This window comes from Foetidibacter luteolus, from assembly GCF_009650435.1.
GTDB classification, from domain to species: domain Bacteria; phylum Bacteroidota; class Bacteroidia; order Chitinophagales; family Chitinophagaceae; genus Foetidibacter; species Foetidibacter luteolus.
In genome coordinates this window covers 1-26,513 of sequence record NZ_VVIP01000033.1, presented here as the reverse complement: position 1 = coordinate 26,513, position 26,513 = coordinate 1, and the positions used below count along the sequence as shown (strand labels likewise).

General features: G+C 47.6%; 18 protein-coding genes and 1 tRNA gene. 6 read left to right on the top strand and 13 right to left on the bottom strand.

Translation table 11 applies throughout. From position 1 onward, the window contains the following. Positions 1-308: 308 nt before the first annotated feature. From F0364_RS08885 to F0364_RS08870, 4 genes are all read right to left on the bottom strand, one after another. Positions 309-1,940, bottom strand: coding sequence for an NADP-dependent glyceraldehyde-3-phosphate dehydrogenase (locus tag F0364_RS08885; protein WP_153797421.1), 1,632 nt, complete (start codon positions 1,938-1,940; stop codon positions 309-311). 267 nt (positions 1,941-2,207) lie between these two features. Next, positions 2,208-3,134, bottom strand: coding sequence for a sugar phosphate isomerase/epimerase family protein (locus F0364_RS08880; protein WP_153797420.1), 927 nt, complete (start codon positions 3,132-3,134; stop codon positions 2,208-2,210). A 709-nt stretch (positions 3,135-3,843) separates the two neighbouring features. Continuing rightward, complete coding sequence (locus tag F0364_RS08875; RefSeq protein WP_153797419.1) at positions 3,844-6,078, bottom strand: outer membrane protein assembly factor BamB family protein; 2,235 nt, start codon at positions 6,076-6,078, stop codon at positions 3,844-3,846. Between the two features lie 440 nt (positions 6,079-6,518). After that, positions 6,519-7,247, bottom strand: a complete 729-nt coding sequence (locus F0364_RS08870) for an SDR family NAD(P)-dependent oxidoreductase (RefSeq protein WP_153797418.1) — start codon at positions 7,245-7,247, stop codon at positions 6,519-6,521. Between the two features lie 124 nt (positions 7,248-7,371). On the opposite strand from F0364_RS08870, the gene F0364_RS08865 reads away from it, so the two are divergent. Continuing rightward, entirely contained in the window at positions 7,372-7,569 is a 198-nt protein-coding gene (locus F0364_RS08865; protein ID WP_153797417.1) for a hypothetical protein, read from the top strand. 413 nt (positions 7,570-7,982) lie between these two features. On the opposite strand, the gene F0364_RS08860 is transcribed toward F0364_RS08865, so the two are convergent. The 4 genes from F0364_RS08860 to F0364_RS08845 form a co-directional block, all read right to left on the bottom strand. After that, the gene (locus tag F0364_RS08860; protein WP_153797416.1) at positions 7,983-8,708 is read right to left on the bottom strand and encodes a pyridoxine 5'-phosphate synthase; all 726 of its coding nucleotides are present in this window, start codon (positions 8,706-8,708) and stop codon (positions 7,983-7,985) included. Between the two features lie 74 nt (positions 8,709-8,782). Beyond that, on the bottom strand, positions 8,783-9,883 hold the full coding sequence (locus F0364_RS08855; protein WP_153797415.1) for an endo-1,4-beta-xylanase: 1,101 nt from the start codon (positions 9,881-9,883) through the stop codon (positions 8,783-8,785). A 416-nt stretch (positions 9,884-10,299) separates the two neighbouring features. Continuing rightward, on the bottom strand, positions 10,300-11,811 hold the full coding sequence (locus tag F0364_RS08850) for a glycoside hydrolase (RefSeq protein WP_207632581.1): 1,512 nt from the start codon (positions 11,809-11,811) through the stop codon (positions 10,300-10,302). Between the two features lie 356 nt (positions 11,812-12,167). Continuing rightward, a tRNA-Arg gene (locus F0364_RS08845) sits at positions 12,168-12,241 on the bottom strand. Positions 12,242-12,494: 253 nt separating this feature from the next. Between F0364_RS08845 and F0364_RS08840 the strand changes: the two genes are divergently transcribed. From F0364_RS08840 to F0364_RS08825, 4 genes are all read left to right on the top strand, one after another. Then, positions 12,495-15,629: a SusC/RagA family TonB-linked outer membrane protein gene (locus F0364_RS08840; RefSeq protein WP_153797413.1), complete on the top strand. Its 3,135-nt coding sequence runs from the start codon at positions 12,495-12,497 to the stop codon at positions 15,627-15,629. An 11-nt stretch (positions 15,630-15,640) separates the two neighbouring features. Then, a complete protein-coding gene (locus tag F0364_RS08835) occupies positions 15,641-17,056 on the top strand; it encodes a SusD/RagB family nutrient-binding outer membrane lipoprotein (RefSeq protein ID WP_153797412.1) in 1,416 nt (471 codons plus the stop codon). A 443-nt stretch (positions 17,057-17,499) separates the two neighbouring features. After that, positions 17,500-17,952, top strand: coding sequence for a DUF6934 family protein (locus F0364_RS08830; RefSeq protein WP_207632580.1), 453 nt, complete (start codon positions 17,500-17,502; stop codon positions 17,950-17,952). A 686-nt stretch (positions 17,953-18,638) separates the two neighbouring features. Further along, positions 18,639-19,034, top strand: coding sequence for a hypothetical protein (locus F0364_RS08825; RefSeq protein WP_153797411.1), 396 nt, complete (start codon positions 18,639-18,641; stop codon positions 19,032-19,034). 58 nt (positions 19,035-19,092) lie between these two features. Here the strand turns inward: F0364_RS08825 and F0364_RS08820 are convergent, their stop codons facing one another. From F0364_RS08820 to F0364_RS08810, 3 genes are all read right to left on the bottom strand, one after another. Beyond that, the gene (locus tag F0364_RS08820; RefSeq protein WP_153797410.1) at positions 19,093-20,208 is read right to left on the bottom strand and encodes a Gfo/Idh/MocA family protein; all 1,116 of its coding nucleotides are present in this window, start codon (positions 20,206-20,208) and stop codon (positions 19,093-19,095) included. A gap of 247 nt (positions 20,209-20,455) precedes the next feature. Continuing rightward, positions 20,456-21,091, bottom strand: coding sequence for a gluconate 2-dehydrogenase subunit 3 family protein (locus F0364_RS08815; protein ID WP_153797409.1), 636 nt, complete (start codon positions 21,089-21,091; stop codon positions 20,456-20,458). 24 nt (positions 21,092-21,115) lie between these two features. After that, a complete protein-coding gene (locus tag F0364_RS08810) occupies positions 21,116-22,855 on the bottom strand; it encodes a GMC oxidoreductase (RefSeq protein WP_153797408.1) in 1,740 nt (579 codons plus the stop codon). A 362-nt stretch (positions 22,856-23,217) separates the two neighbouring features. On the opposite strand from F0364_RS08810, the gene F0364_RS08805 reads away from it, so the two are divergent. Next, entirely contained in the window at positions 23,218-23,703 is a 486-nt protein-coding gene (locus tag F0364_RS08805) for a hypothetical protein (protein ID WP_153797407.1), read from the top strand. A gap of 135 nt (positions 23,704-23,838) precedes the next feature. Here the strand turns inward: F0364_RS08805 and F0364_RS08800 are convergent, their stop codons facing one another. Then, the gene (locus F0364_RS08800; RefSeq protein WP_153797406.1) at positions 23,839-25,107 is read right to left on the bottom strand and encodes an MFS transporter; all 1,269 of its coding nucleotides are present in this window, start codon (positions 25,105-25,107) and stop codon (positions 23,839-23,841) included. 68 nt (positions 25,108-25,175) lie between these two features. Next, positions 25,176-25,766 carry a TetR/AcrR family transcriptional regulator gene (locus F0364_RS08795; protein ID WP_153797405.1) on the bottom strand — a complete coding sequence of 197 codons (591 nt, stop codon included), beginning with the start codon at positions 25,764-25,766 and terminating at the stop codon, positions 25,176-25,178. Positions 25,767-26,513: the final 747 nt, after the last annotated feature.

The window sequence follows — 26,513 nt, the reverse complement described above, 5'->3', positions numbered from 1 at the left end:
TTCACCACAGGATTATCAATGTCCATTTAAAATTGTGGAAACCTTTAGCAACACAGCTATACAATAAAAATTCAGCAAGCTGCAATCGAAATACTTCTATGAATTTACATGAAGTATCGCGAATGAAAAAGCCAATCTATAATGCGGGGAAGCTGAAGAGAATTTCTACCGGTGAATGGCTGCCGGATTGAAGCGGAAAGCCCGCAACCACCGGAGCCTTAGCGAAGGTGGTGAGGACTTGCAGCGAAAAGCCGGGACTGCAGCACCAGCAATGTTACTAAAGCTTACAGCCCCAGGCCCAGGTTATCCTAAAATATAAAATCTGTACTCAAAAAATTAGAGTCGTGGTTGCGCACAATATCGTTGAATAACTGTTTGTTGGTCTCTGTCATTTTCGTAGTAACCAGCGAACGTATGGAGAATGACCGCAAGGCATCTGTTACAGACAAGGTGCCTTCAGCACTGTCTTTACGGCCGGTAAAGGGAAAGGCATCCGGGCCACGCTGGCTTTGGCTGTTAATGTTTACCCGGCTTACCAGGTTTACCAGCGGGTCTATCAGTTCGCTTACTTCTTTGGCATCATTGCTGAACACGCTTATCTGCTGCCCGTGAGGGGACTCAATGAGGTAGTCAATCACTTCTTCCAGGTTGTTGTATGGCACTACGGGTATTACCGGCCCAAACTGTTCCTCCCGGTATAACTTCATTTTGCTGTTAACCGGGTACACCACCGCCGGGTACACAAAAGACGCGTTGGATGCACCGCCATTTTCATTAACCACAGTTGCGCCGTTGGCAATGGCATCATCAATACAATCCTTCAGGTATGTGGGTTTGCCCGGCTCTGCTACAGGTGTTAGCTGCACACCTTTTACCCATGGCAGGCCAAATTTCATTTGCGCAATGGTATTGCTCAGTTCCTCCAGGTATTTATCAGCCACATCTTTGTGTACAAAAAAAATCTTTAAAGCCGTGCACCGCTGCCCGTTGTAGGAAAGAGCCCCGAGAATGCTTTCGCTAACGGCCAGCTTTATATCCGCATGTGGGGTAATAACGGCTGCGTTTTTGGCATCCAGGCTTAACACGGCACGCAACCTGTTTATTTTGGGGTGGCGCTTCTTTAAATCGTTGGCCACTTTGCTGGAACCGATGAATGCCAGCACATTCACTTTACCGCTTTCCATCAGCGCTGGTGTAACATCCGCACCACGGCCATAAATGGTGTTCACCACACCTTTGGGGAAAGCTTCCTTAAACGCGTTCAATAACGGGTAGTGCAGCAATGTACCATGCTTGGGTGGTTTAAACAGCAAGGTGTTGCCCATAAGGATGGCTGGTATTAACGTAGTATAGGTTTCATTTAAAGGATAATTAAAAGGGCCCATGCACAACACCACCCCCAGTGGTGAGCGCCGTATTTGCGCCACTACCCCATCTTTTATTTCAAAGCGGCTGGACTGCCTGTCCACATCCTTTAGTGCATCTATGGTGCTGTTGATGTATTCAACGGTGCGGTCAAATTCCTTTGTTGAGTCGGCATAGGATTTACCAATCTCCCACATAATGAGTTTTACCACCAGCGCCCGTTGCTCAACCATTTTGTACACAAATTTTTCCATGCACTTAATGCGGCCGCTAACACTCATGGTAGGCCATTCGCCACGGCCATTGTCGTAGGCAGCAATGGCCGCGTCCAGCGCATCCATAGCTTCTTTAACCGTACCTATGGGGTAAGTACCAATCATTTTACGCTCCCAGCCTTCCTGTCCTGGTACAAGTATGGGAGAATACACTTTGCTCACCGGGCCATCCCAGGGTTTCAGTTCACCATTGCTCAGGTATTCCCGCTGGTGTATCTCTTCAATCCTGAATTCCTGGGGTATCTCTTCTTCGGCTGTGAAAAAGTTATGGAGGCTTTCCTGGAAAGTTGTGTTGCTCATAAGTTATTTGTTTACTTGCTATGCCGCTTCTAATATACATCAAACGTATTTATTGTTGTTAGAGCAAGGGGTTAAGTGTTTAATGTTTTTTGTTCAATGTTAGTGGCGACGACGCTGGCACATTCTATCGTCCACCACAAACTACGAAGGCGGAAGCGCTTTTTTATGTAAGGTGTTCGTGTGGGATGTACAGTGGGGATGTGGGTATAGCATACCCTCAAAAAAAGCCCCGGCGTTTCTTGCCGGGGCTTATAACATCTGCGCTTATTACGCTTGCAATATTTTTTGAATGTTGCCGTAGCTGGTGGTAATGCTGGCAAAGGGATCGGCCGGCATATCGTGCTCTATAAAAAAATGCTGCATGCCTGCGGTGGCGGCATTGGCGAAAATGCGTTTAAAATCTATTATTCCGGTGCCTACTGGTTGCGGCCCTGTCATAGCTTTATCGATGTCTTTAACATGCCACAAGGGAAAACGGCCCGGGTTTTTATTAAACAGTTCAACAGGGTCAACACCTGCTTTGGTAACCCAGCAAAGGTCCAGCTCCATTTTTACGGTATCCGCACCTGTATCCGCAAGCATGATGTCGTAAGGCTTTTTGCCATCCACCTCTTTAAATTCCATATCGTGATTGTGATAAGCAAAGCTGATACCCGCTTTTTTACAGGCTTCACCGGTTTTGTTCAGCACATCAACAGTGCTCTTTATTTCTTCTGTGGTGCCGGTGGGCGACATGGCGCATACCAGGTAAGGCACTCCGCCTTCCGCCGCTTCATCTACCAGTTGCTGCATGTTTTCCTTCAGGTTGCGCATGGGCGGAATTTCAATAGGCTTTCCGTCCGGCCCGGTGGGCGGTTTGGCGTTGGCGGGCAGTTTAAAGGGAGCCCCCAGTACGTGGTGAGATTTCCACGACATGCCCAGGCCGGCTACATAATCAGCAAATTCTTTTGGCTTCATGCCATAATAGCCGCCTTTTTTACTGAAGGCTGATTCTACTTCTTTAAACCCAATATCAGCCACTTTCTTTAAATTACCCTGCACATCATTATCAATGATATTGAACAAAGTGTATAGCTGCAAACCTACCGGATGCGCAGCCTGCGGCAGAAAGAATGCTTTCGCGTTTTGGGAAAGCGCTAAACCGCCCAGCACCAGTGCGCCGGAATTTTGTAGAAATTTTCTCCTTTTGTACATAGCAGTCTTGATTTATTTGGTGAGCAATTGTTTTAAACCATGTAAGACATGTAAGGACATGTTAGAATACATCAGCCGATGATCTGTTAACCTTTACAATGAACTCTTTTCTTTTAGCCACATAAGACATGTAAGGACATGTTAGAATACATTAGCCGATGATCTGTTAACCTTTACAGTGAACTCTTTTCTTTTAAACCATGTAAGACATGTAAGGACATGTTAGAATACATCAGCCGATGATCTGTTAACCTTTTCAGTGAACTCTTTTCTTTAACCACGTAAGACATGTAAGGACATGTTAGAATACATCAGCCGATGATCTGTTAACCTTTACAGTGAACTCTCTTCTTTAACCATGTAAGACATGTAAGGACATGTTAGAATACATCAGCCGCTGATCTGTTAACCTTTACAATGAACTCTTTTCTTTTAGCTACATAAGACATGTAAGGACATGTTAGAATACATCAGCCGATGATGTGCTGATCTTTACAATGAACTTTGTTCCTTTTAGCCACGTAAGACATGTAAGGACATGTTAGAATACATTAGCCGCTGATCTGTTAACCTTTTCAGTGAACTCTTTTCTTTTAGCCACATAAGACATGCAAGGACATGTTAGAATACATGAGCCGCTGATCTGTTAACCTTTACAGTGAACTCTTTTCTTTAGCCACGTAAGACATGTAAGGACGTGTTAGATACCCTACTTCGCATCCGGCAGGGCAAACGCTATATACTGGTCGCCGGATTTGCTGCCTATCTTACCCCCGCCGCAGGCTATCACTACGTATTGTTTGCCATTAACAACATAGGTAGCCGGTGTTGCATAACCCGGCACCGGCAGTTGTGCCTCCCACAACACTTTGCCTGTTACTTTATCAAAAGCCCGTATTTTGGCATCTTTGGAGGCAGCGATAAACACCACGCCGCCTTTGGTTACTACCGGGCCGCCATAGTTTTCTGTGCCGGTAGCAGGCATGCCCTGTTTCTTCAACTCTTCATACTCCCCAAGGGGTACTTTCCATAAAAGCTTTCCGTTGTTCAGGTCAACGGCGTTTAATGTACCCCAGGGTGGTTTGATTCCGGGGTAACCATCGGGGTCTAAAAAACGGTTGTAGCCGGTCATGTTGTATTCTACTTCATCCAGAATGTTTGAGGCCACGGCTGTTGTCTGCGAAGCCGGTTCTTTCACGGGCCCTGCACTACGGTTATCAGCAGCCGGTTCTTTTTCCGGAAGGTTTAACAAAAAAGTGAGCAGGGCATTCTTTTCGTTGTCGGGTATTTGTTTAAAGGCGGGCATCATATTCTTTCCATTGGAAATAACCTTCCAGGCCTGCTGCTCATTGTACTTCTTTTCCAGGTTAACCAGCGATGGAAAAGAACTGCCGTTACCCTTTAGCTCAGGTCCGTGGCAACTGATGCAATACCTGCCATACACAGTTTGGCCCAGGCCCCTAAGGGAGTTATCGCCATGCACCGCGTCTATCATGGTAAGCGACCAGGGCAGTTCGCTACTGTTAACATACATGATACCGGATTCAGGGTCAACCGCGGCGCCACCCCATTCGCCTCCACCGTCAAAACCGGGAAATATCCAGCTACCGTCTTTACCGGGTGGTGTAAACATGGCCTGGTGTTTTACCATGTTGAATTTATCCAGCATGTCTTTATGTACTTCCGGTGTACGGTCGGTAACATCTTCGGCACTTATTTTTTGCCGGGCAAAAGGTTCAGGCAAGGTAGGTATAGGTTGGGTTGGCCAGGCTTCTTCACCGGGCAGTGCTTCCGTTGACACAGGCTTCTCTTCTATCGGAAAAATGGGTTGGCCGTTGGTTCTGTCAAACAGGAATATATAACCGTGCTTGGTTATCTGCGCCACAGCATCTATCTCCTTGCCGTCTTTGTGCAGGGTAACGAGGTTGGGGTTGGCAGCCAGGTCGCGGTCCCACAGGTCGTGGTGCACCACCTGGAAATGCCAGAGGTATTTGCCGGTAGCGGCATCCAATGCCAGCAGCGAGTTGGCATAAAGGTTTTGGCCTTTTCGAAAGCTTCCGTAAAAATCGCCGCCAACAGAGCCTGTGGGCACATATACAATGCCCCTGTTTTCATCCAGCGACATACCGGCCCAGCTATTGGCACCCCCCAGCTTTTTCCAGGCCTCTTTGTCGGGCCAGGTTTCGTAACCTTTTTCGCCGGGGTGTGGTATGGTGTGGAATATCCATTTTCGCTGGCCTGTTACAATATCAAAAGCACGTACTGAGCCGGGGGCAGCATCTGCCGATTCTGCCACACGCATGCCCGTTATCAGTAGATTTTTAAAAACAACACCCGGTGTTGTGTTGGCAATAAACGGGTTAAAACTGCCGGCGTCCCTGTCAAGGTTTTCGGCAAGGTCAATATAGCCGTTCTTTCCAAAACTTCGTACCGGCTTACCATCAACGGCACTGATAGCATAGGTTTTATTGCCCACGCTGTAAATGATGCGTTTGTCTTTGCCGGCATCATCCTGCCAGTATATTACACCGCGGCTAACCTTAAAAAAAGCATAGGGGTCTTTACGGGCACTGGTATCTTCATCGGCGGGGTCAAACAACCATCGCTGCTGCCCGGTGGCGGCATCCAGCGCAAACAGTTTTAACCTGGGAGATGTGCCGTACAGCACACCATCTACCATAATAGGGTTGCATTGGTTCTGGCTATGGTTACCGGTGTCTTTGTCGTTGGTGCTGTACGTCCAGGCAACCTGCAGTTGTGTTACATTCTGTGTGTTAATTTGGTTGTTGGATGAATACCTGGCACCATCCCTGGAGCCGGCATAGGTCTTCCAGCCGCTGTAGTCAGCAGGTGGTGCTGATTGTTTGCAGGCGGCAGATAAGGTGAAGGCAATCAGTGCCGTTTTACATACGGCCGGCAAATTTTTCCGGAAGAGCTTTTCCATGCTGTTGGTGTTTTTGCAGCCCTGCAATGCAGGACTGCTGTATTCTCATTTTATCTTGTATATAACCTGCCCACAAAAGCAGCAGCGTGCTGCACCTTCGGGTGAGGGATTGAAGCGGTTACCCCGGTGAGGGCCATCGCAGCCGGGCTTTTGTGCCGGAGTAATAGCGGAAAGCCCGACCCCTTGCGATAGCTTGGGGACACCTCCTGAAACTTAGAAACGCACAAAGCAATGCGGCCACTTCTGTCCTTACTGTAAGGGTTGTTAAATGCTTACGCTAACCATCAAAAAATATTGCTGAAAAGGGCCCGGCTTTTGCAGGCCTGCATGTAAACGGTATTTCTACTTCAGGCAAATAATAAGCAAGCATAGGTTTTAACGACAAGGCATGAAATTATGTAAAAAGCAGCAGATAACACATGCCTTTTACGCTTTTCTGCTTAAGGCAGTTTAGCAACCAGTTGTTCCGGTAAAAGCTTTAAAATATAATAGATCATCTTCCATTTAAAGCCAGGCACAATGGTAAAACGTTTGGCTGGCTTTACCACTGCTTTGGCTATGAACAGCGGCTCCAGCATCAGTGATTCGGTAAGGTTAAGGCCCGCCGTCATTTTGCTGCGTATGTAGCCGGCCACAATAACATTTACAGTTATGTTACGGTGGGCAATATACTGTCGCAATCCGGCCAGGTATTGTGTAAAGGCAGATTTGGTGCTGCCATAAATAAAATTGCTTTTTCTGCCCCTTACACCGCTGAGCGATGAAAGCCCGATAATTCTTTCCAGGCCACTGTTGCCGGCATCCGCTATAATGATATTGATGATAGATACAGCGCCGCAATAATGCACTTTCATCATCCGGAAACACGCATCCCAATCCTGTATGGCATCTTCGTTGTTTTTAAGATAACCTGCGGCGTACAGCACAATGTTGGGTTTGGCAGGCAGGCTGTTATAAAAAAGCTGGTGCGTATCAAAAGCCACGGCATCAAAATACAGAATGGTTACCTGGCCGGTTGCCTGTATGTTTTGCTGTACAAATACTGCCAGTTCATCCGTACTGCGGGATGCTGCTATTACATGGCAGCCCTGTTCTGCATACAACTTAATGGCTTGTTTGGCTACATCAGAATTTGCGCCGAGTATCAATACAACCTTGCCGGTAATCATTTGTGTGGTTTTAGGTAATGCGGCAATGATAATGATTTTATCAGGATTTTTCAGGGGGGTGCCCCCAAGCTATCGCAAGGGGTCGGGCTTTCCGCTATTACTCCGGCACAGAAGCCGGGCTGCGATGGCCTCACCGGGGTATCCGCTTCAATCCCTCACCCGGAAGCAGGCTGCAGGTTGCTGGGCTGTTGATATAAAAACCCGGTTAGCCGTTAGCCACGATGGCTTCCTGGCGGAAGGTACTAAAGATGTGAGCCAGGGTGCCCCCCGCGACTTTATAGTGGCGGACGATTTTATTTACAGTGAGCCGGTGGCAGAATAGTTTAAGTACGGGTTACGAAGCACGAAGTACCTTTTCTATGTTAGGTGTATGATGTGGGATGTACGATGTAAAATTCGCACATCTAACACCCTACAAATAGCAGGATAAGCGCATTAAGCAAACTGCGTTCCTGCGGAACGCTTTGCGGGTAGAAGATAATAAGGCGATATCCACGTTCCAGAGGAACGTTTTGTGCTTTTATCCAAGAAGCTGTGCAAATTTAATCTTGAAGATTTTGCATAAACCTGAAGCCGCCATTATCACTGAAAGACGAAGTGATTTTGTTATAATTGGTTCTTTCACTGAAAGACCCAATTATAACAAAATCCTATTTGCAATGAAATCCCCCATGAAAAACCGCTGCTGGTATCGTAAGCCTTTGCGTTTATTATACCTAATCCTACGCCCCCACGTTATAAAAGCTGTCTTTTGTACATCTGTATGGTATTTTCAAAGCCGAGGTAAATGGCATCGCAAATTAGTGCATGGCCTATGGATACTTCATCCAGCCAGGGTATACTTTGCTTAAAGTACTGCAGGTTATCCAGGTCAAGGTCGTGGCCGGCGTTAAGGCCCAGGCCGGTCTCCCGTGCTTTTTCAGCGGCGGCTATATAAGGCGCTACTGCGGATGCTTTGTTGTTGTGGTATTCCCGGGCGTAGCCTTCGGTGTACAGCTCAATGCGGTCGGTACCGGTTGTAGCGGCTGCTTCCACCATTTCTACTACCGGGTCAACAAAAATACTCACCCTAATGCCCGCATTTTTAAATACCTCAATCATACCTTGCAGGTATTGCTGGTGCTCAATGGTATTCCACCCGTGGTTGCTGGTTACCTGGTTAAGCGCATCGGGCACCAATGTTACCTGGTGGGGCCTGGTTTCCAGCACCAGGTCAACGAATTTTTGCTCTGTGCAATTGCCTTCTATATTAAATTCGGTAGTGATGATTTTTTTAATCTCCCGCACATCGCTGTAACGTATATGCCTTTCGTCCGGCCGGGGGTGCACCGTAATACCGTCAGCGCCAAAGCGCTGTGCGTCCACAGCAGATTTTACCACATCAGGATTATTGCCGCCACGGCTGTTACGGAGCGTTGCCAGCTTATTGATATTTACGGAAAGTTTCGTTGTATGGCCCATAGGCAAATTTATAGGTAAGTTTGATTTTCTCAATTAAGAGGGAACATGAAGCGATGGGCCTGAATTGCCGCCTCCTAAAAATCCACCACTGCCCAATAAGCTTTTTTGGGCCGGAGCGTGGTATCAAACAGCAGCGGGTAATTCTTTCGGCCGGCCACGGGGTATACGTCCAGCCAGCTATACCTGTCTGATATATTCCAGAACGTTATACCGGTAATGTGTTGCCTGTATTTGCGGAATACTTCAAAAGCCATTTTGTATTTCTCCAATTGCTGCTGCTCTTTTTCCGCCGTAAAAGCATCATCGTCATCGGCCCTTTTTTGCCGGCGCTCTTTTTCCCATTTGTAAACAGATACATCCAGTTCTGTAAACTGTATTTTTAGACCCAACGAAGCGAATTTTTCTATCGCATACTCCAGCTCTTCGCGGGACGGCTCATAGATACTCCAATGCGCCTGCAGGCCAACGGCATGTACCGGCACGCCCTTTTCTTTCAGCATTTTCAGCAAACGGTAAATCCGGTCTGCTTTTTCCCTGCGTTCTGTATTGTAATCATTGTAAAAAAGGATGGCGTTAGGGTCTGCAGCGTGGGCATATTCAAAGGCTTTGGCAATAAAATCTTCCCCGCATATTTGATAGAAGAGTGAATTGCGCAGAAAATTGGCCGGGTTATCATCTATGGCTTCGTTTACTACATCCCAGGCGTATATTTTTCCTTTATACCGGCTTACAACGGCAGTAATGTGTTCCTTCAACCTCTGCAGCAATACCTGCTTTGTTGCCAGGTTTCCGGCAGTGTCTTTAAAAAACCAGGCGGGTGCCTGCTGGTGCCAGCAAAGCGTGTGGCCACGCACTTTAAGCCCATGCGCCTGTGCAAAAGCAACAATAGAATCTGCGCCTTTCCAGTTGTACTGGTTTTCAGCCGGGTGTATGGGCCCCATCTTCATGGCATTTTCCGGGGTAAGGCTATTGAAATGCTGCAACACCAAAGCTGACTCACCCGGCATACTCAAGGCCCGTGGAGAAACCGCTACGCCAATGGGAAAATACGTTTCGTAATAATCCTTTAAACCTTTGGTGCTATCTGTTGCCATGTACGCGGCTTCTGTATCCTTATGAAAAGTATAATGCCCCAGCGAGAGCAAAAAAGTAAGCGCGGTTAAGAGTAGTTTCATAAAACAATTTAGAAGAATATTTTAATACAAAAGTTGATGGTAATAAGTAATCCTGTTATTTACTTTTTTGTGCCGGAACAAGCCCGGTGGCAGGCTTGACACAAAAAGTCAAGAAAAAACAATATACGGCACTTTTCTTTCTAAGGCTCTGATTAAGCTTTTATGCTACTGTAACTTCAACTGCATGTCAGCAATCAACGGCCCCCTGCCGGGCATCCGACTAAAGTTGATTGATTGCACAACGTTTCAGTGTGCCCGCTATGCCTGCCGGGTAGTATTGTTTGGCTGAATGGCTGCCGGATTGAAGCGGAAAGCCCGCAACCACGAGGAACGAGTGGTGAGGACTTGCAGCGAAAAGCCGGGACTGAAGCCTGAACAAAGCTTAAAAAGCCGAAAGCCCCAACATTGCCATACTATTACTCCATCACTACCGTAACAATACTTTTAGCGGGCACGGAAAAGCTTGCATCTTTAAAAACCCCTTGCCTGGCCAGGTTAGCATCTGCGCTGGTTTTGTACAATGTAATTTTTTGATAGCGCCTGGAGCTACCCTTCGGCTGCAGTGAAATGTTTTTGTCCTGCTGGCCTTCGTTTACCAGTACCATTACCAGCTTGTCTTTTTTAGCATTGGCAAACCCGCAAACCAGCAAATCTTTCCCGTCTTTTGTTTGTACCTGCACCCTTTGCATACCGGGCCTTATAAAGCGGCTGTAATTGCCCAGCGCCCACAGCATTTTGCTGTCGGATACCTGGCCGTCGTTCTTGTTTTTATCTACATACACCAGTCCATCTTTGTAATCGTAGGCGGATACGGCTGTCCACCACTGCCAGGCCGAAGCATTGCCACCTACCAGGTCTTCATGAATTACCTTGGCTATATAAAGGGCGGGGTGCATGCCGAGATCTTTCCTGTTGCCTTCTATTTCGCCGGCGTTATCGCCCAATATGCAGTATTCTGATTGCCAGTAACGCAAACCCTTTACCTGTGCAACTGTGTCTCTTACCCGGTTGCGCAACTGCATGCCATCCGCAAATGGCGAAGTGCTGAAATAGCTGTGCGCCGCGATGGCAGGGTACACATTCGGCATGCCGCCAATATGCAACGGCGAAGATGCCTGGAACAAATCGGCCACCTGGTTGTCCTTATCCTGTTTATCCTCTGCGGTAAGCAGGTATTTAAGATGCCCTGACTCTGTAACCACTAATTGCGTGGCCAGCTTTTTTTGATTGAAACTACTGCTGAATGCCTTAACCAGCCCGCTGATTTCGGCATTGGTGTAGGGGCAACCTTCCTGGCCACCATCGCTCCAGTCCCACTGGGGTTCGTTAACAGGACTTATGTAAGTAAACGTTACCCCTGTAGCCTGGCTGATATGTTCAATGGCCTGTGCCGTGTAGCTGGCAAAAGCCTGGTAGCTGGCACTGGCTATATTGCTTTGTCCTTTGGTGGCATACGCCTTTCCATTTTTAGTAAACTGTACCGGTGGGCTGTTGTAGAAACCCAGAAACTGCTGTACGCCCCTTTTTTGGGCCGCCTTCAAAAACCAGTTTTGAGCCTGCACTTTTTCGCTATTGCCAAGCGTAAGGGCTGCACGGCGCCACTCATCTTTTATACCGCTTCCCTCCTGCTGCTCGGCACTGCCGGCGCCAAGATTGTAACGCCACAAACTTAACCCAATACCACGGGGGTTGCCATCGGGCAATGTATCCAGGCTAAACAGCCAATCAGCCACGGCATTCTTTTTTGCGTCGGGCCAATTACCAACAAACTGGCAGGCCCATGCATCGGAAGCGCCAAAGTTGTCTATAGTCTGGTAGGCATGGCTTTCATCAAAACTTATTACAACTGTTTGCGCCCGCTGGGCATTGGTAACCTGGGTTAGTAAAAGGCTGGTAATACAGCAGAAGATAAATATGGGTTTGTGCATGTTATTCATTGGTTTAATAGTTGTGGAAAAACAACTAACCGGCAATATACACCCCTGTAAAAAATTATGAACAGCTTTTTGCAAAAGATAGCAGCCTGAAAGTTTTTTGTAGCTGTACCCTTTAATTGGCCTGCAAAACTTGCAACAGGTTACACTTTTGGGTGAGGGATTGCAGCGAATACCCCGGTGAGGCCATGACAGCAGAGCTTTTGTGCCGGAGTATTAGCGGAAAGCCCGACCCCTTGCGCAGCTTGGGGGCACCCCCTGATTTACCTTTAACGCAGCAGTTGACTAAGGTTAGCCTTACACAACGTCCACAATAAAAAAACCGGCACATTTAACTTGTGCCGGCTTTGTGACCCGGATTGGATTCAAACCAATGACCTACTGCTTAGAAGGCAGTTGCTCTATTCAGCTGAGCTACCGGGTCTTTTTTTCAGAGGCGCAAAATAAAGGAAAATAGCCAGCCTGAGCAAATCATTTTTAAACGGTGTTACCACTGGTGTAAAAAATACGCAATACTGTACATGCCTTCATTAATTAATCACTATTTTCATTGCTTCTTGTAACATTAACTGCGGCTTTGTTGCTACTACAAACTACCAGCTTGTAACAACCCGCAGTTTGCCTTCTGCGCATCATACCTACCTCTGGACATTTTTTAACGCTCCAAATTTTAGCTTATGAGAAAACTCACCGCTTTCGTGTGTGCGCTGCTTTTCAGTTCAATCTGCGCCATAGCACAAAAAGGCAAGACCGTTACCGGAAAAATCACTTCATCAAACGACGGGCAGCCACTGGACAAAGTAGTTATTGAAGAAAAAGGGACTGCCACCAAATCCTTATCCGGCGAGGATGGCAGCTACAGCATTACGCTGCAAACAGACAACGCAGTACTGGTATTTTCTTTTGTAGGCTTTGCCACAACGGAAATACCGGTAAACAATGCCGCCGTGGTTGATGCGGCATTAACACCGTCTCAGGCCAGCCTTGATGAAGTGGTAGTTACCGCTTTTGGCATAAGGAAAGAAAAAAGGTCGCTGGGTTATACGGTGCAGCAGGTTGATGCTAAAGACCTTAACGCCAACCACCAGCCCAACGTGGTGAATGCCCTGCAGGGCAAGGTAGCCGGCGTACAGATATCCAGCTCCGGCGGCGCACCTGGCCAGGGGGCACGCATTATTATCCGGGGCATTAACTCCATTGACGCCGGAAGGAACAACCAGCCTTTGTTTATTGTAGATGGCGTAGAAATAGACAACAGCACTTATACCACCGGCGGGGCCGAAACACGTGGCATGAGCAACCGTGCCAGCGATATTAACCCGGATGATATAGAAAGCGTTTCTGTACTAAGAGGAGGCGCAGCTACAGCCCTGTATGGCATAAGGGCCGCCAACGGGGCCATACTGATTACCACAAAATCTGCCCGCAGTGGCAGGATGCAGGTTGGCTACAATGGCATGTATGGTATAGACAAGGTTAACAAAACGCCGGAAGTGCAGGATAAATTTACACAGGGCTATGTGGGCACCGTATCCCGCCTGCCTGAATACGACCCCATTAGTTTCTGGCCATCCTGGGGGCCCACCATTGCGGATGCCAAAGCCATTGACCCTACCCACCCAGACCAGATTTATGACAACTATAAACAAGCCTACAAAACCGGCAACCAAACCCGCCATACCGTTAATGTAACCGGCGGTACAGACAGGATGCAACTGATTGGATCTTTGTCTTACTTTAACCAGAACGGGGTAATACCTTTTAGCGATTACCGCAGCTATAATGCCCGGGTAAATGCACAGTTTACCATATCATCCAAAGTAAAGGCCGGCGCTTCTATTAACTTCATCAATTCCGGCGGTACCCGCATTAATGCAGACAGGTACGGTGAACAATTGATCTACTGGACACCGAGGCTGAACGTGATGGACTATATTAATGCCGACGGCACCCAAAAATCTTACGGCGCTACGGACAACCCGGTGTATACCCTGGCCACCAACAGGTTTGTGGACAATGTAAGCCGTACCATTGCCAGCACTTTTATTAACTATACGCCGGTAAAATGGCTTACCCTCTCTTACCGCATCGGCAACGATTTTTACAATGATGCCAGAACACATACCGCCCCCGGCCCCAAAGGCACTGTTGGCGAAATTGTTAACGGCGATAACGGCCAGGGCTTTGTAAACGAATACAACCTGCGCAACCGGGTACTTACTTCTACCGCCATGGCCAACATTACTACCAGCCTGGTGAATGATAACCTTACCCTGGATGTTAAACTGGGGCATGACTTACGTGACGTGAAAGTAAGACGCACCAGCGCTGAGGGCGATACCCTGGTTGTGCCAGACCTGTTTTTGCTGCAAAACACCAAAAGGGTACTGGGTAACAGTTACATAAGCGATTACCGCAACTACGGCGTATTCGCGGATGCCACCCTGGGCTGGAAGAACTACCTGTTCCTGAATGTTACCGGCCGTAAGGACTTTACTTCTACCCTGGCGCCGGGCAACAGGAGTTATTTTTACCCTTCTGCCAGTGTTAGCTACATTTTCAGCGACCACTTTAAAACACCAGCCTGGTGGAATTACGGCAAGCTGAAACTCTCTTATGCCAAGCTGGGAAAGGATGGAGACCCTTATGGCATTACCACTGGTTTTATTGCCGGCACCCCCATCGGCTCCGCTGTTCCTTTTACTGAAAGCAATTCACTGGGCAACCCCAACCTGCGGCCGGAGTTTACCAATACTTACGAAGCAGGCGCTGAATTCCGGTTTCTGCAAAGCAGGCTGGGGCTGGAATTGGTAGCTTATCTTTCAAAAAGCAAAGACCTGTTACTGCCTGCCAAAATATCCAACGCCACCGGGTATGACGCCGCCTACCTTAACGCCGGTGAAATTGAAAACAAAGGCCTGGAAATAACACTTTCCGCTGTTCCAGTTCAGTCAAAAAATTTTAGCTGGGATTTCCGCATCAATTTTTCCACCAACAAAAACCGTGTTATCAGGCTAAACGAGGATGTGTCTGAGATTATCATCGGTTCACAGTTTGGCTACCTTAGCTCCAATGTAACCACGAAGCTGGTACCGGGATACGCTTATGGCGCCATGTTTGGCACCAGCTATCGCAGGTATTACGGGGGTGTGGCTGATGATGGTATTAGCCTGTACAAAAACCTGCCTTACCAGTTGGATACCGCCGCTTTTCCTGTGGTGGATGCTACGCAACGCTACCTGGGTAGTTCCCTGCCCAAATGGATTGCCAGCACCATGCAGACTTTACGCTATAAGCAATTCTCCCTGTCTGTACTGTTCGATATACGCCAGGGCCAGTACCGCTACAACCAGTTCGCCAATTTCATGGCAGCGTTCGGCACAGCTAAGTTTACAGAGAACCGCACGGAAATGATTGTTATTCCCGGTGTGGATGCCGACGGCAAAACCAATACAAGGGCTGTATTTTTCGGCCAGGGCCGCGGGCCGGATGGTAAAGACTATGGTAATGGTTATTACCGCAATGTTTACCGTGGCTCCAGCGAAAACTTTATTGAAGATGCCTCATGGGTACGGCTAAGATCAGTTTCACTTTCTTACACGTTACCAAAAACATGGCTGGCTAAATCCAAAGTATTTACCGGCGCTACCGTTTCAGCCACTGGCAACAACCTTTGGTTAAAAACAGATTTTACAGGTTTCGACCCGGAATCCAGTTCTTCTCCTTCCGGGGATAATACTTCAGACAGTTTCTCCGGGTTCACTTATCCCGCTGTAAGAAGCTTTTTGTTCAGTGTAAACCTTCAATTCTAAAATCATTAACTATGCGAAACAACAATATATTTTTTCTTTTTATACTGGCACTTGTACTGGCTTCCTGCGGCAAAGACTACCTGGATATTAACCAGGCCAATCCCAACCAAACGCAAAACCCGCCTATCAATGCGTTATTAGCCAACGTAACTTATCAAACCGGTATTAATGTAAACAGGGCAGGCAACGTTACCGCTTATTATACGCAGCAGTTGGCCTCGCCCAACGCGTCAAGTGGTTCTGATGTATATGAAAATGTGGACAGGAGCGCTCTTTGGCTGAATATTTACGACATTATTGAAGACAGCCGCAAAATGGAAGCAATCGCCGTTGAAAGGAATGCCTATCAACACATAGGCGTGGCAAAAATTACCAATGCCATGAACATGAGCCTGCTGATAGATTTCTTTGGCAATGTGCCTTACAGCCAGGCCTGGAACCCCAATATTTTCAAGCCCGCTTACGATGATGCCCCGGCCGTTTATGATAGTTGCCTGCAACTGCTGGATGATGGTATAGCCGCCTTGCAACAGGCCAACCCCGGCATTGTATTAGACCCCGCTAACGACCTGGTGCATGGTGGCGCTACAGACGAAAAAGCTGCCTGGATAAAGACGGCCTATGCACTTAAGGCCCGCCTGCTAAACAGGCTGGGCAAGCTGCCTGCTTACGACCCCGCGGCTATACTGACAGCGCTGGGCAATGCCTACACTTCTAACAGCGATGATGCCCAGCTTACACGCTTTGTTAACCGCAGCCCCTGGAACCTGTCTGCCTATAACAATACGCAGAACCTGCTGGACGGCTGGATGAGCGCCACTTTTATAGACGCCCTCAATGGCACTACTTACGGCGTTTTCGACCCCCGTATTGCCTATATTACCGATACCACCAAACAAGGCACTTATAAGGGCACCCGTAATGGCGCAGGCCGTTCCGGTGGAGGCACCACCGGCGACGAGTCTTACCTTTCCCTCAACGGTTTTTATTCAAAAACAGGCGCCCCTCTATTACTGGTAACCTTTGCGGAAATGAAGTTTATAGAAGCCGAAGCCGCTTTTGCCACAGACAAAGCAAGGGCTTACCAGGCTTACCTTGACGGCATTAAAGCCAACATGGACAAGCTGGGTGTGCCGGAAGCAGACAGGGATGCCTACCTGGCCAACCCTGCTGTAGCCGTGGGGCAGGCCGCGTTTACCAAAGACCTTGTTTTTAAGGAAAAATACGTGGCCATGTTTCTGCACCCCGAAGCCTGGACTGATGCACGGCGGCACAACTACCAGTATAAGGATTTTGCCTTGCCCGCCAATGCGCTGCTCACCAGCTTTATCAGGCGGGTAGGTTACCCTACCACCGAAACCAGCCGCAATGCCGAAAACGTACCGCAGGTAGGCTCGCTGGCCGATAAGCTCTGGTGGGACCAATAAAGGCCCCGGTTACTGAAGAAGAGTTATTATGGGCCCGGCAGGAGGAACAAGCATTAAGCTTCCGTTGCGTCGCACTCTTGTACGTTCTGTACGCAATGGGGCTTTTATCGAAGCGTAGGCGGAGTAATTTTTAATGGGCAGTAGGCTGCCAGAAACCAGGCAAGGGATGGGTAATGACAGGACACAGTAGCTACCTGGCAGAAAGATATTTACAACACTCAGGCTAAAGCCATTAGCGCTTCTACTTTTAACCCAAGGCTTAAGCGTTGGGTTAATTGAAACCCGGCAACAGCTTTAGCCTTGGTTTAGCTACTGAAAACACCGGCCCGGATGGCCACATAGATGGGCACTATCTGTAGGCTTTATCAAATATGCATGTGGCGAACCAGCGATACCCGTATTCCGGCCCGCCAGGTAAGATAAAACGTTTAATTTAGCGGTTTATGTTAGATAACCGTTACTCATTTGAAAGCTCGCCAGACATGTTGACTTTTGAGTTTAATAGCACTGGCCCAAAAGGGACAATAACCAAGGTTGTACATTATACAGAAATCAATGTACGTGGATATTACAACTTAGGATTCGGCGATAAAGACCCCAAAACAGGATTTATAAGTGATCTTACCGTGACCAATAACAGCGACAGTAAAAAAGTGTTAGCGACTGTAGCGCAAACCTTATACTTTTTTACAGAGTGTTACCCCGGTGCGGTTGTTATTGCAACAGGCAGTACACTTGCACGAACAAGACTTTATAGAATTGGAGTTGCAAACAACCTTACAGATATTGAAAAGGACTTTATTATTTTAGGGTTGACTGATGAAGACTGGGAACCCTTCCGGAAAAACACAACTTACCATTCCTTTGCAGTGCGTAAAAAATATGTAGATTTGTGATAGTATGAAAACAGCACAAAAAGCAAATATCACCAAAAAAAGGCAGCGGAAGGCCGATAAAATCAACCCTTCACTTCAAGGCAAGTATAATGACCAGCCTTTGTTTCAGGACAAAGTAAACCGCGCCAATCATCTTCTTAAAACCGTAGGCATCCCCAAGTTCTAACTACCTAATTGCCCCACACTGTTGCCACCCTACTTTTTTTAGATTGAAAGGGCTTGCGCATTTAAGGTAAAACCAGCAAATCATAAGCTATCTTATCAGTAAATATTTTTTGTTGTATTCATAGGGTAATTACCTAACTCCAAACGCCTTCTCCTAAAATTAGTTTATTGAGGGCTTGCGGCGGGCATGAAAGGCCATGTTCAACTAGAAACGGGTATCCCGCAATATCTCCGGGATGGGTAATGTGTAGCTGCCTATAGCGGTGGCGTACAAGAGTGCGACGCAACAGCAGCCTCATAGCATTCCTGCCCCCTGGCTCAAAACCTGTTGTATTTAAAAACAAAGCATGGGCGGTACCGCCCATGCTTTGTTTTGGCATAAAACTTTTGTAACTTAATAGGTGTTTATGCCCGTTGCTGCCAGCTTAAGTTTACTACACAATCACAACTACGCAAAGGATAAGCCCGCTACCTGCATTACCGCATACACGCAATAAGCCCGTCATCAAAACATACCATATATGAAACCGGAACCTTTCATAAAGTGCATGCGCTTTACCGCTGCGGCACTGCTGTGCCTGCTGGCCGGTTGCCAGGCGGCCAACCCCATAACAGCGGCCTTTACCAACCAGGCGCCTGTGCCCTGCAACGGCAGTACAAGATTGCCTTTTACAGCCTCTCATGCCAACGGAAAAGCCATTACCATTACTTCTTTTGCAGCCGTTGCCACGGGACCTAATTCAGATTGCGCCAAAGCCACTTTACTGCCCGACACAGATAACAGGCCCGATGTGATTGACCTTGCCGTAATTGTTACCTGCGATTGCACACCCGGCCAAACCATTACCGTGGTTGTTACCGTTAGGGATAATATGGGCAATGTGATGGATGCCTGGGCTACCGTAACAACACCATAACACACAACTGCCCGCATGGAGCATCATGCGGGCAGTTACTTTACAGCAGGCCATGCAGCTATAATTGCAATGCTATCTTGTTGCCGGTTTTAACAGCCTCATAAATAGCATCAATAATCTTTAAATCTTTTAGCCCTTCTTCTCCGTCTACAGCCACCACCGGTTGCTTGCCCTGCAGGATGATACCTGCCATTTCATCCATCTGCACGGTTTGGTGTGTAACATGGGGCTGGGTTAACTCGCCTTTGTGGGTACGGCCCAAAATAGGGCCATAGCCGGTAGAGGGCTGCATTTCCGCAAACCCTTTCTCGCCGTTCAGGTAAAATTTGTCAAGGCCGTTCATGCTGTAGGTAGAAAGGCAGGAAGCTGTTGCGCCACCGGGAAAACCAAACTGGAACGTGATGGTTTCATCAACGCCTTCTTTAAACTTTACATGGTCGTTTTTGGTTTCCTGGGCGGTAACCCAAATGGGGTCTTCACCAATCATGTAACGGGCGCCGTTAACGGAGTAAATACCAATATCCATCATGGCGCCGCCACCGGCCAGTTGTTTGTTCAGCCGCCATTGGGTAGGGTCGCCAATCCTGAAACCGCTAAGCCCCTGGAAAAACAAAGGCTTTCCAAACTCCCCCGCATTGCGCATGCGTATCACCTCCAGCGTTTTGGCTTCAAAGTGCATGCGGTAACCTACCAGCAGTTTTACGTTGGCGGTCTTGCATGCATCTACCATCGCCTGGCCCTCAACCGCGTTTAGCGCCATAGGCTTTTCGCAAATAACATGCTTGCCGGCTTTGGCAACGCGTATGGCTTCATCCTTATGCAAAGCATTGGGCGTGGTTATATAAATAGCATCAATATCCGGGTTGTTTTTAACGGCGTCAAAATTTTCGTAGTTGTAGCAGTTCTTTTCGGGTACACCGTACTTAGCCTGCCAGTCCTTTATTTTAGACGGTGTTCCGCTAACCACACCGGTTAGCTTAGCCATTTTGCAATCCCGCATTGCGTCTGCAACACGGGTGCCATAACCGCCAAGGCCCATAATGGCTACACGCAATACCGGCCCCTGGTAAGGTTGTTTAACAGCTTCTTTTCTGGCGGCGCCATATAAAGGCACAAAAGGTAACGCAATGGTAGAGGCAGCTATCTTTTGCAAAAAGTCGCGGCGTGAATTCATGGTAAGTCAATTTGTTTGGTTATTGATAATGGCGGAGTGAGCTTAGCGTACCCGCAATATATTCATATCCCGTAATGTAACAACTGGCATGCCAGCTATTTCTTTTTAAAGCCGGTCAGGCGCTCATTCGGTGTTATCAATTTTACACTGCACATTACCAGGGCAAGTGGAGAGAGGAAATTTGCGTGTGGGATGCCAGCCACCATCCTCCTGGCCAGTTTTATTGTACACATTCAGCAATCATCAGCTACCCTAATTTCACGTTTTCAAGCCCGTATTGCTTAATAATGTCTTCCGGAACACCTTCCCATTTATTGGGTACATTGCCTACATAACCCAGGTCGTCAATACCCATTTTTGTGGTAAAAAATCCGGTGGCAGTAAGGCTGCGCATCCTGTCGAAAAAAGCAACGCCCTGCTGCATTTCGGGTTTGGCTTTGCCGGGGTAGGCAATTTCATCCACCAATTCAAGTTGCTGTTGCCGGGTGCAATCTTTAAACGCGTTGCTGTAGCGGTTCATGCACTGTACATCCAGCCAGCGCAGCCCGCCACGCATGGGCGTTTGATGCTCTGGCATATCTTTTACAATAAACTCTATAAACTCCGGCACTTTGGCGTCGCTGGCGCTGCCGGAATGTTCATCTTTAGGTATAATGATATCGCCGAGTATGGTAATGGTGGCCATTTCGTGCGGGGTAAAGAAGGTTTCGGCATGCAGCTTTTTGTCCCTTTCTATCTCTACCGGCTGCCTGTCGGCAGTATCCCCGGTATTGGCCGCGGCCTTTTCGGCCTGCTCTTTGGGCTTAGGCTTGCAGGCATCCAATAAAACACCTGCGGAGATGGTGGTTATACCAAGGGCTTTTAACGATTCGCGCCTGTCCATAAGTAAGTATGTTGAAAGAGTTGATTAAATGTTTTGTTTGCTGCGCTGGTCCAGTATGTATTCCGCCGTACGCATTGATAAGGCAAGTATAGTCCAGGTGGCATTCTTGTCAGACTGCTGCACATGAGACCCGCCATCCACTACAAACAGGTTTTTGCAGTCATGGCTCTGGCACCATTTGTTCAGTACAGATTTACGGCTGTCATTTCCCATCCTGGTAGTGCCTACTTCGTGAATAATGCGGCCGGGTGCTTCCAGCCCCCACATATCTTCAGGGCCATGCGGTTTGGAAATAGGTATGCCGCCCATTTCGTGTATAATGCGGCTAAAGGTTTCCTGCATGTGCCTGGCCTGGTTTATTTCGTCATTGTTCCATTTGTAGTTAAAGCGCAGTACAGGAATGCCGTATTTGTCTACCACGTTAGGGTCTATTTCGCAATAGTTATCATAGCGGGCCATGCCTACGCCGCGGCCAGCCATGCCGAACTGTATGCCATAAAACCTGCGGTAATCATCCTTAAGGGAAGCGCCATACCCCCCGGCCTCTTTCTTTTTGCCATCCCTGCCGGGCAGTACACCATTGTATTTGGGTACATAGCTGCCAAAGCCATAGCCGGGCATGCTCATGCCACCGCCAAACTCAATATGGTAACCACGGGGAAAATCCAGTTTCTTGTTATCCTGCAGCCAGGGGGCATAAATGTTAATGGTGCCTGTGGCATCTTCATTAAAACGTTTGCGGTCTAACAACTGCGGCAATATGCCGGATTGTGAAGACCCGGTTGAATCCTGCAGGTACCTGCCCACCAGGCCGCTGCTGTTACCAAGGCCGTTGGCATACACGGTAGATTTTGAATTGAGCATGATCCTGGCAGATTCGCAGGAGCTGGCCCCCAATATCACCGTTTTGGCGCTTACCTGGTATTCCTGCATATCATCTTTGCTTATGTAGGATACGCCGGTGGCCTGTCCATTTTTATCCGTTAACACTTCCCGCACCATGGCGTTGGAAATAAGCTCCAGGTTACCGGTTTTAAGTGCCGGTATCACCAGGCAGGAGGAGGAAGAAAAATCCGCATAAGCTTTACAGGCACGCCCACACTGCCCGCAATAGAAACAGGTGCCCCTTTCCTTATTGCCGGGTAAAGGCTCAGTAAGTACAGAACCCCTGCCCGGTATTACTTTAACACCGGCAGCGGCAGCGCCTTTTACTATAAAAAGCTCCGGTAACCGCGGCTTGGGTGGCTTCATAAAAATACCATCGGGCTCATTCTCCAGGCCTTCTACAGTGCCGAATATGCCCAGCAGGCGGTCAACCTTATCGTAGTAAGGTTTAACCTCGTCGTAAGTAATGGGCCAGCGTTCGCTAACGCCATCGTCTGGCTGAAAGTCTTTGGGGCCAAATCTTAAAGAAATTCTTCCCCAGTGGTTGGTACGGCCGCCCAGCATGCGGGAACGGAACCAGTCAAACTGCGTATTGTCTTTGGTGGTGTAAGGTTCTCCATCCAACTCCCAGGAACCGAAAGCCGCATCAAAATCGCCAAAGCCACGCTCTTTGGTACGGGCGCCCCGGCGTGGCGATTCGTAAGGAAACTTTAACTGCGAGGAATGTTTGGCTGGATCGAAGTAGGCGCCTGCCTCCAGCATCAGCACTTTTACACCGGCATGCGCCAGTACATAAGCGGCCATGCCCCCGCCTGCGCCAGAGCCTACCACAACGGCATCGTAAACCTTTGACGATTTCTTAATCTGAAAATCTCCCATAGCAATTTTGAGGGTATATATGTTTTAAAATATGAGCTTTTCAATAATGCCGGGCTGCACAATCAATAATCAATGTCGTATAGTTAATAAACCAATGTCAGGTTGAGTTCCGAAACTTTGGGATCGAAACCGTTTTATATCCGTTGCATTTCACGCACCCGCCTTCGACAGGCTCAGGCTGACATCCTTCTCTAAACGATATTGAATCAAGAATGGCCACAGCCGCATTTTACCTGGGCATTATGGAGATGTTGATGAAGAGATGGTTAATAAGCTTTGAAAAGGTTAGTGTTACAGCAATGGGGGTAAAAGTACCCAAATAAATAAATTGTTTATTTTATTTTTAAAATAAATCAAGCCTGATGAAACGTCTGAAACCCTGTAACGCCGGATGCTTATGTATCTTAACGATTTTACTTTTATTCACAAATTCCGATTGCCCGGGCCAACCTGCCCAGGCTAAGTCATTACCCGCTGCTTCCAAAGACAGCCAGGACAGCGTGCAATATGTAATCTTAAACAATCTTGCAAAAGATTTTTTTGATTCTGCCTGCAAGCCTGCAGCATTATCAGAAAGCGAAATTGCTGTTATTGACAGCCTGACCAAAGAACAGATGAAAACCGAAAGAGCATCCCGTGCATTTGATAGCTACAAAAGACAGTTTATTGTAGTAACAGACAGCCAAGGTGACAAACTTGTTTATGTAAACGGTTTTTGTAATTGGAAAAACCAAACATGGCTTTCTGTTTTTGTGCAGGTTGATGACGGAGGGAATTGCTTTTACCAAATGCGATTAAATCTTTCAAAAAAGAAAGTCTCCTTTTTTAGTTATAATGGATATGCCTGAAAAGCTAATCTAACCCGGGCTAAAAAGCCGCCCAATGAACCAACCGATGAAAGGATTGCGACGCAACAGGCGATGCTATGAAAAACCGAAAGCCGGTATCATAGCCTTTGCCAAATTATTGCGAAGCAATAATGATTATTCCATTACCACGCCACCCGCAACAGGGCTGGCGGTTTTTGCCTTATTGCTTAGCTGGCGGTTTACGTAGTACAACATAACAACAGTTACCAGCATGGCAGCTACCACCACATAACCAAGCGTATCGTAATGCCGCAGCGGGCCGTTGCCGTGCTGAACAACAATTAAGCCGGCAATAACGGAAGATATACCACCGGATACCTGCTGCACCGATGAATTAATACTCATAAAAGCGCCCCTGTCTTTGGGCTCGGGCACGGCAGTCATTAAAGCCGAGGCGGATATCATGCGGGAGGTGATTCCCGTAAACAACAGGATGTTGATGACGATGATTATCCACAGCGGGGTAATGCCAAGGCGTGTATAAATAAGCACCATTACAAGGGTGATAATAGTGCCCACGCAAAACATGTTAAACTTGCCGATGCTATCGCTAAGCTTGCCTGCCAGCGGGCCCAGCACCATTGAACAAAGGCCGGTAACCAGGTAGAGCAATGGCAGGTCTGAAAGCTGTATGCCAAGATTGTGTATGCTAAAGGCGCTGCCAAAAGGCATTAACATAAAACCGCCGGTTGCCAGCAGGGTGGTTGCCAAAAAGGCACGGAGATATGCCGGCTCAGCAATGGTTTTGCCCAGGTGTTCAAACGCGTTGCGTTGGGTTTGCAATGCAAGATGGCCTATTACCGGCCGCATATAAATTATAATAAGAACGCCTACAATAAGGCCAAAACCAGCAATGAGAAAGAAAGGCGAATGCCAGCCGAATTTATTGGCCAGGTAAAGACCTGTAGGCAGCCCCAACACCTGGCTGGCGGCAAAGGCCATTTGCACAAACCCCATTACGCGGCCACGTACCTGCATGGTAAAAAGGTCTGTTACAATGGCAAACCCTACAGCCCCTATAACACCGCCAAACAGCCCTGTTATAATGCGGGCCACGAGCAAAAAATGATAATTGGGGGCAAGACCGCAGAACAATGTACCTGCAAGGAAACCGGCGTAAAAAAAGAGCAGGAGCTTCTTGCGGTCAAATTTATCGGCAAAGCCAGCCGTTAACAGTCCCGATGCGCCGGCACTAAATGCATAAGCCGATACCACCAGCCCAAACTGGTGTGTGCTGATGCTGAGTTTATCCATTAAAATGGCGCCGAGCGGAGACAGTACCATAAAATCAAGGATTATGGTAAACTGTATAATGGCTATGATGGCAATAACAAAAACCTGGTAACGGGTAAATTTTGCTGATGTATTTTGTGTTGGCTGCATAAGTATGTATTAATCCGGCAACTCTTTGCAAAAAATGCCGGCATTGGTAGTAATGGTAATTATGTAAACTATGGTTTTAAAGCCTTCAGCACCAGTTGCAAGGTTTGTTCCATCATGGCTTCATCCAGGGTAAAGTTTTTACCTGTGTAGCTTTTACCCTGGGTATGAAACTTAATTAACTGGTAAAGCGGCGCAAAAGCCACCGACCAGTACACTTCAAAAGGCAATGGAACCAACTGGCTGTTGGCAATGGCTTTGTTAACAAAACGGCCCATGATTTCTTTAAAATTCTGGCCGAGCATTTCCCTTACTTTTTCATAAACGGGGGAATAGCGTACCTGTTCAATAAAAAGCATGTCCATGGGGTGCGCAATAAAAAAGTTGGCCCTGTTTTTCCATTGCAGCCTCATGCCTTCTTCAAAGTTCATATCAGGGCTAAAGTTCAGCAGGCTGCTTTCAAACAGGCGGTTAGCTATCTCAAGGCTAATGGTTACAATAAGGTCGTCGCGGTCTTTGTAATGTATGTATATAGTGGCCGGAGATACACCCGCAGCTTTTGCCAGTTTCTGCATGCTCAGGCCGTCAAAGCCATGGTGCACAATCATTTCTATGGCTTTGTTGCGGATGCGCTCTTTTTTGTTGTCGTCTTTAAGCCTCATACAGGAACAAATATAAATGAATATTCATTCTTTTATAAAACTATTCTTTCCCACAGCAGGAAGGTTTTTTTCCAGAAAAGAGAAAAGCAAAAGCACATCGGAAAATTAATTTACTGTATATCAATCAATTATGAAAGAATATATGCCTGGCATCAAATTGGAAATTATATGATCACAACCTTAAGCCACCAACTTTGCCCTAAGCCCAACCCATAACCCTCCCTTAGTTTCAACCCTTAACTATAGCCCCGGAAAGTCCTGCAAAAGCGGGACTTTATTTTTTATATGGGTACTAAGCAGAGATTTATCGGGGGGTGCCACTCGTCCCTCGGGCCGGGCAGAACTGCGTTTGCCACCTTCGTCAAAAGCAACATTCAGTTGCTTTTAACTCGGTTGTACTATTACCCCGGCACAAGGCCCGGTTGCGAAGGCTTCACCGGGGTAACCGCTTCAATCCTTCACCCAAAGTGTGACAGGCTTGCTATTTTGCAGGCAGGTTGTTGGGCTATTACATGGCACGCTAAGCGACAATCCAAAGACATCCAGTCGACAGGTTATCGGTAACCATTTAGCTACTTGAGGTTTTCTACTACATACAGTTCTCGGGAGTGTAATTTAAACTGTGTCAAGGTTATTTTTCACGTTCCTTTTTCCGGCCATGGCCGGAAAAAGGAACGTGAAAAATTTTTAGAAAATTGCGGCCATCCTCCCCTCGAACATAATGCTCAGTTGCTGTATGGTTAAGCT